This is a genomic window from Sphingobacterium kyonggiense, from assembly GCF_039536825.1.
Taxonomy (GTDB): domain Bacteria; phylum Bacteroidota; class Bacteroidia; order Sphingobacteriales; family Sphingobacteriaceae; genus Sphingobacterium; species Sphingobacterium kyonggiense.
In genome coordinates this window covers 1-15,940 of the sequence record NZ_BAAAZI010000005.1, presented here as the reverse complement: position 1 = coordinate 15,940, position 15,940 = coordinate 1, and the positions used below count along the sequence as shown (strand labels likewise).

General features: G+C 37.9%; 14 protein-coding genes and 1 pseudogene. 5 read left to right on the top strand and 10 right to left on the bottom strand.

Translation table 11 applies throughout. The annotated features are described in order from the left end of the window. Positions 1-30: 30 nt before the first annotated feature. The 9 genes and pseudogenes from ABD676_RS04400 to ABD676_RS04360 form a co-directional block, all read right to left on the bottom strand. Positions 31-267, bottom strand: coding sequence for a peptide ABC transporter substrate-binding protein (locus ABD676_RS04400; protein ID WP_313260070.1), 237 nt, complete (start codon positions 265-267; stop codon positions 31-33). A 213-nt stretch (positions 268-480) separates the two neighbouring features. Then, on the bottom strand, positions 481-720 hold the full coding sequence (locus ABD676_RS04395; protein WP_313260069.1) for a peptide ABC transporter substrate-binding protein: 240 nt from the start codon (positions 718-720) through the stop codon (positions 481-483). A 78-nt stretch (positions 721-798) separates the two neighbouring features. After that, a pseudogene (locus ABD676_RS04390) lies at positions 799-1,326 on the bottom strand (MauE/DoxX family redox-associated membrane protein). Positions 1,327-1,470: 144 nt separating this feature from the next. Further along, entirely contained in the window at positions 1,471-2,415 is a 945-nt protein-coding gene (locus ABD676_RS04385; RefSeq protein ID WP_313260065.1) for an AraC family transcriptional regulator, read from the bottom strand. 430 nt (positions 2,416-2,845) lie between these two features. Then, positions 2,846-3,643 carry an ORF6N domain-containing protein gene (locus tag ABD676_RS04380; RefSeq protein WP_425565267.1) on the bottom strand — a complete coding sequence of 266 codons (798 nt, stop codon included), beginning with the start codon at positions 3,641-3,643 and terminating at the stop codon, positions 2,846-2,848. Beyond that, complete coding sequence (locus ABD676_RS04375; protein WP_185216106.1) at positions 3,640-5,724, bottom strand: type IA DNA topoisomerase; 2,085 nt, start codon at positions 5,722-5,724, stop codon at positions 3,640-3,642. Before ABD676_RS04375 ends, ABD676_RS04380 begins: the two co-directional genes overlap by 4 nt. A gap of 2 nt (positions 5,725-5,726) precedes the next feature. Then, the gene (locus ABD676_RS04370) at positions 5,727-7,193 is read right to left on the bottom strand and encodes a DUF3945 domain-containing protein (RefSeq protein ID WP_313260063.1); all 1,467 of its coding nucleotides are present in this window, start codon (positions 7,191-7,193) and stop codon (positions 5,727-5,729) included. A 100-nt stretch (positions 7,194-7,293) separates the two neighbouring features. Next, entirely contained in the window at positions 7,294-7,575 is a 282-nt protein-coding gene (locus tag ABD676_RS04365) for a helix-turn-helix domain-containing protein (protein WP_002993296.1), read from the bottom strand. A gap of 262 nt (positions 7,576-7,837) precedes the next feature. Continuing rightward, entirely contained in the window at positions 7,838-8,683 is an 846-nt protein-coding gene (locus tag ABD676_RS04360) for an RteC domain-containing protein (protein ID WP_002993297.1), read from the bottom strand. Between the two features lie 1,065 nt (positions 8,684-9,748). On the opposite strand from ABD676_RS04360, the gene ABD676_RS04355 reads away from it, so the two are divergent. Then, a complete protein-coding gene (locus ABD676_RS04355) occupies positions 9,749-9,994 on the top strand; it encodes a hypothetical protein (RefSeq protein WP_344673458.1) in 246 nt (81 codons plus the stop codon). Positions 9,995-10,320: 326 nt separating this feature from the next. Here ABD676_RS04355 and ABD676_RS04350 read toward each other — a convergent pair whose 3' ends face one another. After that, on the bottom strand, positions 10,321-11,712 hold the full coding sequence (locus tag ABD676_RS04350; protein WP_344673457.1) for a sulfatase: 1,392 nt from the start codon (positions 11,710-11,712) through the stop codon (positions 10,321-10,323). A 548-nt stretch (positions 11,713-12,260) separates the two neighbouring features. On the opposite strand from ABD676_RS04350, the gene ABD676_RS04345 reads away from it, so the two are divergent. The 4 genes from ABD676_RS04345 to ABD676_RS04330 all read left to right on the top strand — a co-directional run bounded on the left by ABD676_RS04345 (position 12,261) and on the right by ABD676_RS04330 (position 15,739). Further along, positions 12,261-12,890, top strand: coding sequence for a hypothetical protein (locus ABD676_RS04345; RefSeq protein ID WP_344673456.1), 630 nt, complete (start codon positions 12,261-12,263; stop codon positions 12,888-12,890). A 324-nt stretch (positions 12,891-13,214) separates the two neighbouring features. Then, positions 13,215-14,036, top strand: a complete 822-nt coding sequence (locus tag ABD676_RS04340) for an alpha/beta hydrolase (RefSeq protein WP_344673455.1) — start codon at positions 13,215-13,217, stop codon at positions 14,034-14,036. A gap of 151 nt (positions 14,037-14,187) precedes the next feature. After that, positions 14,188-15,027, top strand: a complete 840-nt coding sequence (locus ABD676_RS04335; RefSeq protein ID WP_344673454.1) for a LytR/AlgR family response regulator transcription factor — start codon at positions 14,188-14,190, stop codon at positions 15,025-15,027. 91 nt (positions 15,028-15,118) lie between these two features. Further along, entirely contained in the window at positions 15,119-15,739 is a 621-nt protein-coding gene (locus tag ABD676_RS04330) for a peptidase associated/transthyretin-like domain-containing protein (RefSeq protein ID WP_344673453.1), read from the top strand. Positions 15,740-15,940 lie beyond the last annotated feature (201 nt).

The following is a 15,940-nucleotide window of genomic DNA, read 5'->3' as shown; positions in this document are numbered from 1 at the left end:
CAAGGTTCAGCATAATACCGCTAATAATTATTATTCTATCCTTGTATATATAGACGAAATAACTGTATTCATATCAGGGTGTTCAGTATCTCCAATGAGTGGTTTTGCCTTAATAGCACACAATATATCATTTCCCGTTATACACGGAGGTGCTGTACTACCATTTTCATTAACAAGTGCGAAATTTTCTGGGTTGGAGATGTTACCATCTCCCGTTTCATCTGTATAGGAAAACCATTTTTCTCCAGCAAGACTGGCGTTTTTCATTACCGAAAAGGACATTGTTACAGATGCAATGGTTACCGCTGCCAGTGCAAATAGGTTATTTTTTATTTTTTTTCATCATTTTAAAATTTTGAGGTTGAAGAAATGGTCTTTTCCTTTGGATGATTAAATCTAATTAACGAAAGTATTCTCTAAATAGAGTGTGAACATGGGATAATCCTTGTTCACACTCTTTCAAATTATTTACTGAAAAAGCTATTGCAGCTTTCTTTCTCTGTCGTCAATAACAGTACCTAAATTGGGATGTTCTTCACCACCAATCATCACAGGTTGAGCCTTAACCGCACAGATTTCGTCACTTCCTTCAGGACACGTAGGCGGATTAGCGCCATCACTTGGCGTGAGTATATAATTTTCAGGATTGTTGGGATTTCCATCTCCGGTTTCATCAGTGTACTCAAACCATTTTTCTCCTGCAAAACTGGCGTTTTTCATCACGGTAAACACATGGTTACAGCTGCAATGGCTATTGCTACTACAGCAAATAGGTTCATTTTTAATTTTTTCATCGCTTTAAAATTTTGATGTTAAAAAATACTTTTTTATATGTCTTTTGGCAGACGCGCCCTCGGTAGCTTCGCCTCCGGCGTTGCTACCTCGTAATTTATGCCATAAGTAAAGCCCCAAAATGCTTAGGGAAAGGAAAAAGAGATTAAAGAAAAAATGCTGTGTCCAGTTCATACCACTTATCACCGAACCACACCCGCATGGTAATTTTTCCCATGCACCCATAAGAGCCACAGCGATTTATGCTGTAAAAGCGGTCATTAATACGGTAGATAGTATTAGACCTGCTTTGCGATACTTTTCCATTACCAATGCCAGCACTGTTATTAACTCCAATGCCGGGAGCGAGTATATTAGGATATATCCTATGCTATCTGAAAAAGGTTGGCGGAGAATGCCTCCTTTAAACGCTGTAAAGTCTGTTATTTTATCGATGCCTACGGGTATCCAAAGAAGCAGCAAAAGAATAATAACGACATTGAGTGTTATCCGTTTTCTTTTGATTTGGTTTTGATATGTAGCTGCTGTTTCCATTGTCTTTGTATCTTAATGATGGTTATCACCATCCTTTGATACAAAGTTCATCAAAGCCGTAAGCGTGTGAAAGACAAAATCGGTAAATATTGAGCAACTTTGTGTAAGAAATTTTCCGATTTTATCAATTTCGGGGAAATTCCGTTACCTGCGTTTCAGGTATTGCTCTAAAGCAGTACGAAATGGACGTTCATTGGTGTAGCCAACTTCCATATATACGTCTTTTATAGCTTTCCCTTGTTTTTCGATGAGGAACAAGGCGTGAGAAATGCGCAATTCGGTAATAAAATCCTGTACGCTTATGTGGTACTGGCGTTTGAAGATATTGAGCAAAGTACGTTCCGTAACGAAAAAGTATTCTGAAAGGAATTTTATGGTAAGCGCATTATCACAATAATGTTCCTGGATATAGGCTTTGCTTTTATAAGCAAGGTCGGCTTTTTGGTCTTCTAACATTGTGTCGTAATGCTCCAGAAGGTAGCTGATATACTTGCGGAGATTGCCATCCAATGCCCCGATATTGGTCTGTGAATAACTGTATATTTTATACAGCCATCGGTGTATCTTCCTGTCCATCCTGCATTGGTACATGGTGTCGTAGGTGCGGTTATCGTGTTTAAAACGATGCAGGACGTTTTGGATATTAGGGTAGTTATGGTACATGCTTTCTATCCATTCAGGCAAAATACTTACCACGAGACAGATATGCATGCCTTTTTGGGCATAGGCGAAATACCTGCCCGAATCGTAATAGGACATGAGGAAGCTGTTAGGCTGCGTTTTTATAATCGGCTTACGGCTTTCAGTCATATACAACAATGTGCCTTTGAGCATAAAATAAAGGTACAGTTGCCGCTCTTGAATGTCGAAAGGAATATAAACAGGGTTGCTTACATTAAGCTGCACTAAATCTATAAAAAAAGGACTGTTTTTAATTTGCTGGCTCAATAGTTCATAATACGGCAGCGTAAAGCCCTGCCTTTGGACAGCGAAAGGTAATGGGTATTTGCTCCACTCCGGGAGGTCGTTGGGATTGGCTATCCACCTTTTAAATTCGCTTTCTATTTTTAGGATATAAGGTATTTCCATAGGCGGTAATTTATTCTCCTATCGGATGCCTTAATAAATTCCGCCCTCTTACTTCAATTCCACTTTTACGGTAAGGGGTTCCTGTAATCAAACGGATGGAATTTGATATAGGCTATACAAATCTGAACCATTCAAATGAATAAAAAACCCAAGTTGGGTAGAACTTGGGTAAAATTTTTTTTCAAACAATTGAAGCAAGTGGGAAAGAAAGTGTACCGGGGCGTGCCACCGTCTGCATTTAACCACCGCACAGAGGACGACCCAAAAATGCAACCGGGTCGGGCTATCCGCTATATCTTTTGCGGATCTTAAAGGACCACAAAAGGATGTCGCTGCTATCCCTCACGCAATATGCCATTTAGTAAACTAATCATCTTACTTGCCTCTGCGCTCATTTTGGAAAAGGCAAACCATTTCTTACCCAAATCCTTTAGTCATGCCCCGATGTGGTATAGTTCCGTACCGTCAATAATGAGGAAACGGTCATGGGCATGGGCAAATGCGTGTACATTGATAGCCGGATATTGACTGTTGTAGCGTTGTAAATCGAGTTGTAATTGATTACTGATATTTTGGTGTAAATAGTGGCAGATACGGATTGCCCACGCTTTCCGAGTAGCGTTAGCACCGTATCATCCACATAGTTGTCTATAAGGATAATTGACCTTTGTGCGCTCCGTATAATATCGGCGACAAAGGTATAGGCATCAAATATCTGCCCGTCATAGAAAATACCTTTATCACTGTGCAGCTTCCCGCTTTCCAAAGCCTTAAAGATTTCCTCAAATTTGCCGTCCGCTTCAATCTGTTTGAGTTCGATTTTATCCATCCGGGAGAACAATGCGGCATTTCCGATTAACAATCTGCGCATTTCCACAAAGGCATTCATAATCTCGATGCTGACCTTTACAGCTATCTCGCTGCGCAAAACGGCGGACAGCATGGCGACCCCTTGCTCGCCAAAAACATAGGGCAGGTAACGCCTGCCGCCGTAATTTAAACTTGAGGTTCCAATTTGGAACCTCAAGTTTTCAGCTTCTTCTTCTGTTAATTGAAAGCAGAATGATTGGGGAAACCGCTCTATGTTTCTTTTTACGGCTTTGTTAAGGTTTTTTGTTTCGACCTGGTACAACTTGGCAAGGTCGCTGTCCAACATAACCTGTTTGCCCCGTATTGTGTAGATAAGGTTTTCTATTTCCTTTCGGCTTATGATTGCGTTGCTGTTCATCTCTTTTTATATGTGCTGTTGTCAAATTCAAACGATGTTTCATAGGTATCTTTCAGTACGATACGGGCATCAAACTTTTTGCCTGCTTTGCTTTTCATCCCTTTGATAAGGCTGGTCGTTCCTTTGTTTACGAGGTTCTCCACTTCGTTAAGGCTCAACCGTACCCCGCAGATATTGCGGAACAAAAGCCAGTTGCACGCTTCATCGGGACATTTGACCACCTTATCCCTGATGAGCAGTTTATGGGCTTTGCACTTTTGGCAGGTCAGTTCGTGCTGCTTTTCGCCCGCAATGCTGATGCTCAACAGTTCCTGCGTAACGGCCGAGGCGTAGGCTTCCATGGATTGGTGAAAATCCATAGCATCTGCCTCGTTGTTTTCAATCTTCTGCAAAGCCATTTCCCATTCGGCGGTCATAGCTACATCGGCAATTCTTTTGTCCTTTACAGCATCATAAACCTGCAATCCTTTTTCGTTAGGAACAAGGGATTTCTTTTCACGCTTGATATAATCCCGCTTAAAAAGCGTTTCGATTATTGCCGCTCTTGTAGCGGGTGTTCCAATGCCAATGCCTTGCAAGGCTTTACGCTCATCTTCATTCGCTATTTCCTTTCCGGCATTTTCCATTGCCGACAATAGTCCGGCTTCGGTAAACAGCACAGGTGGTTTTGTTTTCTTTTCCAAACAGGAGGCTTCTTTGATTTTCAATTCACCGCCTTTTTTCAGTTCGGGCAAATCCTGTATCGGTTCGGTATCTTCGTCCGAAAATGTTCCTTTGATCGAACGCCAGCCCGCTTCCAAAACTTTACAGCCTTTTAGCATAAAATCGTAGTGTGATACTTCCAATGCTATATCCGTTATTTCTTTAATGCAAGGCTGAGAGATAGCTTCGAGCAGTCGAAAGGCAATCATATCATAAACCTTTGTTTCGTCGGCATTGAGTGCAGACGGCACTTTGTCCGTGATGAGTATTCCGTGGTGGTCTGTTACACGCAGGTCATTCACGACACGTTTATTGAAGCGACCCCATTTTAATTTAGAAATAGCTTGCTTAAAGTTATCATTGTCCTGTAACGCTCTTACAAGATTAGGTATCTCACTCCACATATCTTCGGGTATATATTTGCTTCCGGTACGTGGATAGGTAATAAATTTCTTTTCATAAAGGTTCTGGGCAATATTGAGTGTTTGCTCTGCCGACAGGTTCAGCTTTTTATTGGCTTCTTTTTGCAAGCCTGTGAGATCAAAAAGCAAGGGGGGTTGCTCCGTGGTGTTTTTGTTTTCCACAGATATGACCGTTGCGGTTCCGTGTCTTTGGACCAGTCGTAATGTATCTTCCGCAAGCTTTTGTTCGTTCCATTTGGTTTTTGAGATACTCTTAAAATCAATATTCTCTTTGCGGTGCAATAGCTGAATTTGCCAATACTTTTTAATAGCGAAATTTTTATTTTCCAGATAGCGTTTACAAATCAAAGCCAATGTAGGTGTTTGCACCCTGCCCAGCGAATAAATGCCGTTGCCAGCGGCTATACTCAATGCCTGTGTCGCATTGATGCCGATCAGCCAATCGGCACGGCTTCTGCCTTGTGCAGCCTGAAATAAGCCGTCAAATTCTTTACCGTCTTTCAGGCTGTCAAACCCTTGCTTGATTGCTTTTTCAGTAAGCGAGCTTATCCAAAGCCGCTGAAAGGGCTTACGGCATTTCAGATATTCATAAATGTACCGAAAGATAAGTTCACCCTCACGACCTGCATCGGTAGCTACGATAATACTGTTGCTTTTATGGAATAGCTCCTTGATGACTTTCAGTTGCTTTAATGCTCCAGTATCGACTGTATAACCTTTGTCTTTTTTGACCTTACGAACAGTCAAAATAAACGGATTCGGGAGTATCGGCAAGGAAGCCTTGTCAAATCCCGAAATCCCATAATCTTCGGGCATTCCCAAACCGATAAGGTGTCCGAATGCCCACGTAACGAAATAGCCATTGCCCGTTAGATAACCGTCCTTTTTTTCGGAAACACCCAACAAGCTGGCTATTTCCCTTGCTACGCTTGGTTTTTCTGCGATAATTGTTTTCATACCTAACTCACTTTCCTACCCTTTGATTTTGCAGGTGCTTTGGGTTTGTTCTGTTGCTCCTGTTGCTTTTCGTTTTTCGGTCTTTGCTGCCCTTTCTGTAGAGGCTCTTTGATATTCTTGGTCGCTTCGTTGGTCTTGCCCTCGGAATTGACGGCAATCTGCGTTTTATGGGCTTCTGTAGGTTTTATCCGTTCCTTGTATTGGTTGGGAAACTCAAAGTTGGTTTTTCCTGTTTCCTTGTTGAATGTGATATAGCCGTTATAAGTTTGCCCTTTCTTATCGACCAAATTCGGAATGTAAACTGTTTGACCGTCTTTGAACTTGTTGTATTGTTCATCCTCCAGTTCCTTTCCCCTAAAGGTTTTCGGGGCTTCCTGCGACCTGCTTTGCTGATTGTCCTGTTGGCTGTTTTGGGTTTGCCTGTTATTGTTGCTTCGGTCAAACAGAAATTCCACATACCGTTTATCCGCATTGAACTGTACGTTTGCATCAAAGGGAGTACCTTTTGTAGAAATCATTCCCTCAATGAACAGGGGTTTGCCCTCCACTAAGGTTTGTTTTTGTTCGTCATTTAGTTTTATACCTTTAACCTCATCGGGGATTTTGATGAAATCTGTTTTCAAAGCAATCAGCTCATTGGTAAGCCGGTCCACACTAATGATGGACGGCATCAATTCGCCTGTTTTGGAGTTTATCAGATCGACCACACGCCCCATATTGCCTGTTTGACGTAAGTTCTGTTTGTCCTCGTCCGAGAACTTGTGTCCGAAAAACTCAAAGTTTAAGTTGGGTTCACGCCTGATACCGTGTACCGCTGCCACAACGTCCCCCTCCGGGGTGGACTGTAAAGACAAGCGGGCATCTGTACGGACGACCGCACCGCCAAGATTAACGCTTATAGGTACAAGCTCATTGGTCTTGTAACCCCTCAATAGTGGGTCAAGGAGGTTCTTTTTCTCAAGGTATTCCTTGCTTAATCCGAGATTGTTCATTGTTTCCCAATCAATCTGTTCCGGCTGGAAGCGGTACTCGCTTGTTTCCGGGGTTGTCTCTGTTTTTTCCATATCATTTTTATTTTCTTGTTTTTGCTCTTGTTCGGGTTCATTTTTCACTTCATGCTTTTCCATTTTCTTTTTGCCTTCGGCAGTTGGATTGTTTATCTGATTCTGAAATTCTTTTGCTTTCTCTACGGCTTCGTCAGCCGAAACTTTGAAAAGAGCAAATTTGGTAGGGTCTTTTAACTGCCTCCAAAAATTGGAAAGGAAATTGGTCACGAAATCACCGTGTTTATCCACCCGCATGAACTCGCTTTGGTTCTTCTTCGTAGGGTCAACCGTTTCCATTTTTCCGCTTTTGTCAATACTTTTTACAGCTTGGATTTTCATTTTTTCTTTATCCAGCACTAAAAGTATATCCGATAACTGTTCGGAAGCAACCTGTTGGTTTTCTGTTTCTTTTTCTTCACTCATAATCTGAAAAGTTTAAAGTTTTATTGCCGAAAGTAAATGAAGCAGTTACTGCATCGCCCGAAGTGGCAGTCAAAGGCAGTATTTGGCACGCATTGGCGTTTTACTTGTTAAAACTCTCCCTGATAAACTGGTGCACATCGGATAGCTTGTAATACAGTTTTCCGCTAATGGTATAGTAAGGTAGTTTACCTATGGAGCGGTAGCGTTGCAGGGAACGGTTACTGATTTTCAACATTTGCAGCAGGTCCTGGTTATCGAGCAGTTCTTCTCCGTCTATGCTATTGCGTTTCTTTTTTAAATCGTCAATATTGTCGCCCAACATATCAAACCTGTCCATGATGCGTTCCATCCACGCTATAAATTCCATTCTGTCAATATTCATAGTCGATAAGTTTTAATGTTCACCATGCAAAATTGGGAAGCGTGGCAGTGTTTATCAGCCAAGCCCTGCCAATTGGTTTGGCTGTTTTTTGAAAATTTTTGCAATTGGGAGAAACCCTTGTTTGGTAGGGCTTAAAAAGAATTTCGAGTATTTAGGAGATGGTTTATACCATCATTTGCCAATTGACATACATTGGCTTATAGTATAAACAAAAAAGCAGTACACAACAATGCACTGCCCTGAACAAAAGACCTGCATTGGGTTAAAGGTCTTTATCCATATATTCTTCCAATGAAGTTTTAAGCTGGTCCAAGAATGCCGTTCGGGAACCGCTTCGGGTTTTCATTCTGTGGAATGCGTGGTGCAGGTCACCGAGCGTAATGCCAAAAAGTATCTGGAACATCAAACTGATTTTTCGGACACCGGTTTTACCGTGCGAAACTGCTGCCGAAGCATACAGGGCATATATCAATTCGACAAGTGCGTTTTTGCTTTCTGTCCAAAAAATATCTTTGGCGTTTTCCGGCTTTTGTAAAATAGCATCGGGATTTTCATCTGGATTGATTTTCGTCAGCAGATAGGTATAAAGCAATTCGTTGGCGATAATCCTTGCGGTCTTGTAATCGTAGAAAGTAGAAAATTCGGGATCAATTTCAAAGACGATACTGTTCAGACCGTCGTGGTAATTTATGTTGCCTCTTTTGAAATAGGTGTCGTCACGGTCCGTACGCCCCGAACGATAGTACCTATAAAAATCTGAATTGCAGATATGCTCAATGTACTCTCTTTTAAGATTGGCTAATTGAGTCGAAAAGTAACTGTAATACATTTTGCCGTTGCTGACCGGACAGGTCGTTTCAATCCGGTAAATTTTATTGTAGTAGATGAGTTTTCCAAGTATTTGGGGTTTGATGGTTCGGAAGAATTTTATTTCTTCCCCATCATTTTGAAAGCCCTTTTTAGCAATATATTTCTTGACCTCAAATAACAGGTCTTGTAGATACAAGGTCATTTCATAAGCCTCGTCAATCAACCTTTTGCTCTGTGATAAAATCTTATCTTCCTTATTATGTATCTCTAAAATAATGGTGTGTAAAGAATGCTGCATAGCCCATAATTTTTGTGATCAATACCGAATTTCAAATTCAGTTTATCCCTAATTAATACACAAACATCATTATATTAAGTGATACCTTTACCCAAGTTCACCCCACCTGTGGGAAGATTTTTGCCATAAATCTCACCCAACTGTGGAGATTATTTTATAAATATTCAGTATGAAATGACTTTGAAAAGCCCCTTTAGTAAACGCAAATTTAACGGATACAAAGAGACTTTAAGTCTGATTGCTTTATTATATAACTTTGAACCTTGTTAATCTTTTTATTTGAAAAAATGAGCCAGAAAAATCGCTTTAGTGATTTTGAGGTTTAAATCAAAAATCACCAAATTGTATTGCTCAATCAAATTAAATGATTAAATTTGCAACATCGAATCACAAATTATATGTGAGTTAAACGGTGAGTAGTTCTTTTTAAAGAAAGTCAACATATTGACATATAGATATTTGAGTGTGCGCAGATTCGTCCTGCCACCCCGACAAAAAAATCGAAGCCTTCCGCATAGCGGGAGGCTTTTTTCATTCAGGGGCAGAGCCAAATTTATTTGTGCTCAAGCCCCTGAATGAAAAAAGATCACCTCCGGTGAAGCTTCGATTTTTTATGGCAACCCCCCACACAGGAAGGCTCAGGGTATGCGTCTGGGGCTCGTGGGGCTGAGCCAATCCTTTCTTTTAGTATTTAGTAGGGAGTATATAGTATATAGACCTTTGTCATACTCTCTTTTCAAGACCATCAGAACTGTAACCATTAAGGTCATCCATTAATTGCTACTGAAAATCAGTGGTTTTTTTGTTTTTAGATCTAAAGCATCTGATTGTTAAGCTAAATTAGGACCGTAAAATATCTTGTCTTAATGCTAATTAGAAAACACAATAGAGATAGGAAGTCTTTTATTATCTGTCTTATGTGGATATAAACCATAGCAATACATTTTTTAATGTAAGAAATAAACTCTCCTGGAAGGATTGGTTAGACGATTTTTTTGCTAAATTGACCTTGTTAGAATTAGTGCCAGAAAAATAAACCTCAATAGCAAATTTAAGACTAAAATTATGAAGAGAAATTTACAAGAATTATCAGATCAGGAATTATTAAAAGAGAGCAAAAATGCAAAATATGTTTTAGGAATCTTCATAGGAGTAATCATTGTTATGGTTATATCCGGGGCTATTTCGACAATAAAACAGGGAATAAATGTTTTTACTTTTCTTCCTGTCGTTTTTCTTGGAATTGCTGTGTCCTTTTCGTCGCACTATACCAAAGTTAAAAATGAACTTAAATCTCGAAACATCGAGTAAAAAAAAACCTAGAGCTTTTTAATAAAAAATAATACTTCTGCTAAGATAGTATTAGCTAATTGGCGGGGTAAAGGAGAAATGAGAAATTTCTCCTTTTTTCATAATTATAGTAAATAATAAAAGGCTGTTTCTTAGGTTAGTGCAAGCTTGAAAGTTTGGGCTCATTATTGGGCCACTAACGTCAATATGCAGTTCATTAATTTTTCTTGTAAAGAACCTCACGACAAACAATATCCGGCAATTTCTGTTTTAAAATTTCACCCAAATACACGACTCATTTAAAGCACTAATCCCTTCCTCTGAAAATTATTGATTATTTCTCTATCTCATAGCCCATCCTTATAATTCGGATTTAGTTTCCTAGGGATTTTAGCATGTGTATCCAATATTTTCTTCTTCAATTCCGACTTCATTTTTTTCAAGATATCGGGATATTCAGAAGCTATATTTATTCGCTCTCCAATGTCTGATGATAGATTATACAAAAGGTATTTATCGTCTTCATAGTAATGGTGGAGTTTCCAGTTTTTAACTCTTATGGTACTTCCTGGGCGAGTTCTAAATTTCGGATCACGACCATCATCCTTAGATGGGTTGTAGGCTTCCAGATATATCGGGAAATGCCAGAACAACACTCGTTCTTGTAGATCCTCCTCACCGAGAATATTGCTCCATAACGATTCACCATCTAATAATAAGGACGATTTATCTTCTACAATCTCTTTTATAGTCGGTAACAGGTCAAGGTGACTGACTAAAGATTTGCTGTCCCGACCTGGCTGTATTTGCTTAGGCCAGTGTATAAAGAAAGGTATCCTGACCCCACCTTCAAAGTAAGAACCTTTCCCAGCACGCAGAGGTTGTTGGGGAGAGATGGTATTTATGCCTCCATTGTCCGAGCAAAACCACAGAATTGTATTCTCCAATAATCCTTGCTGTTTGAGTTTATCGACAAGCTTACCAATATTATGGTCCAAAGATTCAATCATAGCAGCATAGACAGGATAATCCTGCTCACCTGTTCCTTTTATGCCTTTATAGTGATTTTGCAATGAATCGGGCGCTTCTAGAGGAGTGTGCACCGCATAGTATGAAAGGTATAAAAAGAAAGGGGAAGATTCCTTTTGCTGACCGATATAATCGATAGCCTCGTTTGTAATTCGGTCTGTTAAATATTCACCAGGTTTTCCATCAGGTATTGCCTTGTTTTTATAGGGTGAAAAGTGCTTATTATGCCCGCTATGATCACCTCCAAAGCTGTATGAAAAGCCATGGTTAAGAGGAGAGTCACTAAGATGCCACTTGCCTATGGCTGCAGTTTGATATCCTTTCTTACTTAGGAGCGTCGCTATGGTAGGAAGATTGCTATCCAGTGTCGTGTTATTTTTGATGGGAATTAATTTTCTATCTTCAGATTTACCTCTTTCGGAAGAGCCGACAGTATAAATGCCATGTCTGCTAGTTTGTAAGCCTGTCAATAGACTTGCACGGCTAGGAGCGCAGTTTGATGCAGCGGCATAGGCCTGTTCAAACACTAAAGATTCTTTTGCCAAGCTATCCAAATGTGGAGTACGATAAAAGCTTCCACCCATAAACCCAACATCCTTGTATCCGAGATCATCCACTAGGATAACAATGATATTAGGAGGAGCTTGTTGTGCATAGGAGCGTGTGATACAACAAATGATGAATAGGAAAAGAATATTTAAGGTTTTCATAAGGTTGTTACTGTAGAGTCCGTCCTATGAAATAGGATCATTTAGACAGCCTCAGGTTTATTATTTATGGTTTAGGTTCTGCTACCGGTCAATATATTAAATAGATTAATAATTAGCAAATCCGGGATTCTCCGGAATAATTGTTCAATTCCTGAATTTTTAATTTCAAGGGTAGTTTCGACTGCCATATCGCTTGATGAATTTTTCACTGATTAGTATAATATTTCCTCAATCCCTGCCTTCCATAGGATAAAACCCTTGTAAGGAAATATTTAGCTGCCGAATTAGTTATTATGAAGATAACGTTTACCCGATTTATGAAAATGGAAATAGCTTTTGAAAATCTGGTTACAATATTTAAGGAAAATGCTATGAAATTATAATTAACCGCAAACTAAAAATTTGAAATGGATGATTATAACTATTAGTGATATCATATTGCTATTTCTAAAGATTTGATTTACAGTTATATTTAGTGGGTATGTTGTTAAATTTATTTTCATTATCTTCGGATTACAGATTAATCACTAACAACTTATATTTTTTTTATGAAAATATTCTTAATTATTACCTTTTCAATTTTAATAAATTATAGTTATGGGCAAGATATCGATTACTCTAAACTAAAACATTTAGATTCTTTAGGTTTAATTTTTAATCCTCCAAAGTTTTTAAAATTGAATGGATCTACTGATTGTTATAATGATGACCCCACATTAAAAAAGATTCTGACTTGTCAATTTAATAGATTTGAAATTGGAGGCCAGGAATGTCGAATTTACTACGATATTATATCTTATCAATCATTAGTAGATCCAGACAATCCATTTGCCAACAATGAGGATCTAAGTAAAACACCGAATAATCTTTTGCAATTACTTAAATTAAATATAAAAGCAGCTTATCCAAATGCTGACTCCTCAATGTATGACACACTCATTGTGAAGTACGGGAAACAAGAGACGTTAACAAAATTTAAGGCAGAGGAAGTGTATAGTTATACTTTGAAAATCCCAGGAAAATCAAAATTTGAAACTCAGTTTTCAAATTTAAAAATGATGATAAAGCAAAAAAATGGTCGACCATTATTAGCAACGTATATTCTTTATAGCGATAAATCCTCTGACTTTATTGAACATAATCAATTAAATATTTACCAAGGAATAGGCTATAAATAAATAAGCGGATATAGAAGATATGAGCTATATCATTGACCAACTTGATTGTATAAACTTTTTTGGAAAAAGGAAAATTATCTTTTGATGAATGTTTTGCTTATGAACCACTAGTAGGTCTGGGAAATATTGTTTAATACAATCTTCAATATGAATTAATCAAATTGATAACCTATAAGTTTAATTATCATTCTAACCCTCTTTAAGCAATGATTAATGAAATATTATGAGAAGTTTAGTTTTTCCCCCTTCCTCTTTGTATATTAGTCTCCAGTTAATTTATTTTGACAGCACTATTAAAACTATACACCCAATTAATATTTAACTATGAAAGCCATACATACTAACTTTCTATTACCTCTGTTCCTCTTGATTTTTATATCATGTTCTGCTCAGCAAAAGGATCCTATACCCGAACATGAAACGATCAAGATACAGTCCAAACAAGTGGGAGAGGAGCGTACTATCAATATTTGGACTCCGGAGTCCTATAAATCCAGCCAAGATTCGTTCATGGTGTTATACATGCCGGACGGTGGAATTCAAGAAGACTTTCCACATATAGCCAATACTTTGAACGATTTAATCAAAGCCAATAAAATACCTGCAGTAATCTTGGTTGGAATAGAGAATACGGTTCGAAAGAGAGATTTGACGGGTCCAACGTCTATTGCAAAGGATAAGGAATTGCTGCCTGAAGGTGGAGGTTCTGAAAAGTTCAGGGCATTTATTGAAGAAGAGCTTATTCCCGAAATCAATAAAAAATATAGAGTCAGCAATAAAAAAGGAATTATAGGGGAGTCCTTAGCTGGATTATTCGTTACAGAGACATTGCTTTTAAATCCAGAATTATTTGATTTTTATATAGCTTTTGACCCTTCCATCTGGTGGAATGATGCGTATTTGGTCAAACAATCGAGTCAATATTTAGATAAATTTCCTACTTCTAAAAAGACCTTTTGGTTTGCGGGTTCAAGTGCAACAGATATTTCCGGCAATACCAAAAATCTAGCTGAAAAGCTTAAAACAACAAATCCTACAAACATCGTATGGAAATATTCCGATGAAAAAAAAGAAAAGCATAATACGATTTTCCGAGCAACAAAAGAGAAAGCAATTATTTGGACGCTTAATAATTTGACTAATTAGTATAGATTAACCAATATCGTTGATTCTATTCTTTCTTAATTCTAGCTCTCAATTTTGTTTTACTGATTTATAGTTTTTTGATTCGAAGATGTTTTGTCAGTTTTAATTATTCGTAACTTTGATAGAGCAATCCTTTAACTCTCATTTTTTTATGATTAACTTTTTAAATAAAGTTTTGCCAGAGAATTTTCTTGTCAATCAGCATAAAACCTTTGTCGCTATCTTAATTGGTATTTCCCTGATTGTATGTCTGACTGTTATTCAGGATTATCTAGTAGCAAATCGAAGTGGCTATTCTTTTTATCTTACGGAATCATTGTTGTTTAAACTTCATTGGCTTTTATTTTTTCCTTCCACATATATTTTGAATAGCTTTTTTACAAAGCTTAAGACTTTCAATAGGGTTGGTGTTTTATTAAAGTATTTTGTATTGGCTATTTTTTTCCACTTGGTCTTATTTTCAATTGTGGGGTCAGTTTTTTCCTATCTTTTTTATAAAGCACATTTTGGTCCTTACAAATTCCTTGTTTATGCGGTTGAGCATGACATTTTGAGTATCTCGATTATTTATATACTACTTATTCTATTGACCTTTTATTCTATAGTAAAAGATGTAAACACTTCTTCTGAACCAAATAAAATTCCATTGGAGAATATTATCGTTCAATCAGGCAAATCAAAGGTTTCTATACATTTAGCTCATGTATTTCAAATTAAGTCTGAAAGTCCTTACATCTGCATCCAATTAGAAAATAAAAGTTATTTACATAACGAAACCTTGAAATCCTTCCTGGAGCGGTTGGATGAATTTAAGTTTGTTCGAGTTCACAAAACTTGCATTGTAAATATTTCTAAAGTCGTAAGTTTTACATCTCGCCTAAACGGAGATTATGATCTTTACCTAGCAAACGGTGAAATAGTTCGGCTAAGTCGTACCTATGCCGCAGATTTCAAAATGAAAATGTTCAACACTCCTCAGCTTAAGCAGTAAATCCCTCAGCTTAACCTAAATCGTCTACTAAGGTGTTTTTATACAGTTAATTAGTCTATACCTTTCATTCGTAAACTTAATAATGAAAGATATGAAAAAGCTAATTTTACTAAGCAAATTATGTTTGCTTATCCTATTTTATTCTTGCGAGGCTCAACCAAGACATCATATCGGTGGCCCTTGCGAAGGTTGCGAGGCTATTTATGAGTATGCTAATAAAAAATTAGCTGCCATCGATACTTTGCCTGAGTTCTGGAACAATGAACCAAAGATGAAAATTACTGGTACAGTGTATCATCTAGATGGAAAGACAGCGGCACAGGATGTGATAATCTACATCTATCATACCAACAGAAAAGGTATTTATCAAACCAAAGGTAATGAAGCAGGTTGGGCAAAAAGACATGGTTATATCCGTGGCTGGGTGAAAACCAATAAAGAGGGGAAATTTACCTTCTATAGTTTTAGACCCGCTTCCTATCCTGATGGTTCAGAACCCGAACATATCCATATCACCATTAAGGAGCCCGGTAAAAACGAATATTATTTAGATGAATATTTCTTTACGGATGACCCCCTTTTTACAAACCAATTTAAATCTCGATTAAAAAATAGAGGAGGCTCTGGGGTAGTAGTGCCAAAAATGATCAATGGAATGTGGTTTATCCATCGCGATCTTATTTTAGGAAAGAATATTCCGGATTATTATTGATGGAAAACACCGTTTTAATTTCCCTCTCTATCTTCTTTTTTCTTTAGTGTTTGGTCGGCTTTCAGGCTTTTACTCGTATACTTATATCTCCATATTAACACTGTTTTCAGTGGTTTTTTATCTTGTCCGTTCCTGAAAATGGTTTACAAAATCCGAACAATTAAAACGTAAATTTAACGACATGAGTAAACCGACAAAAAA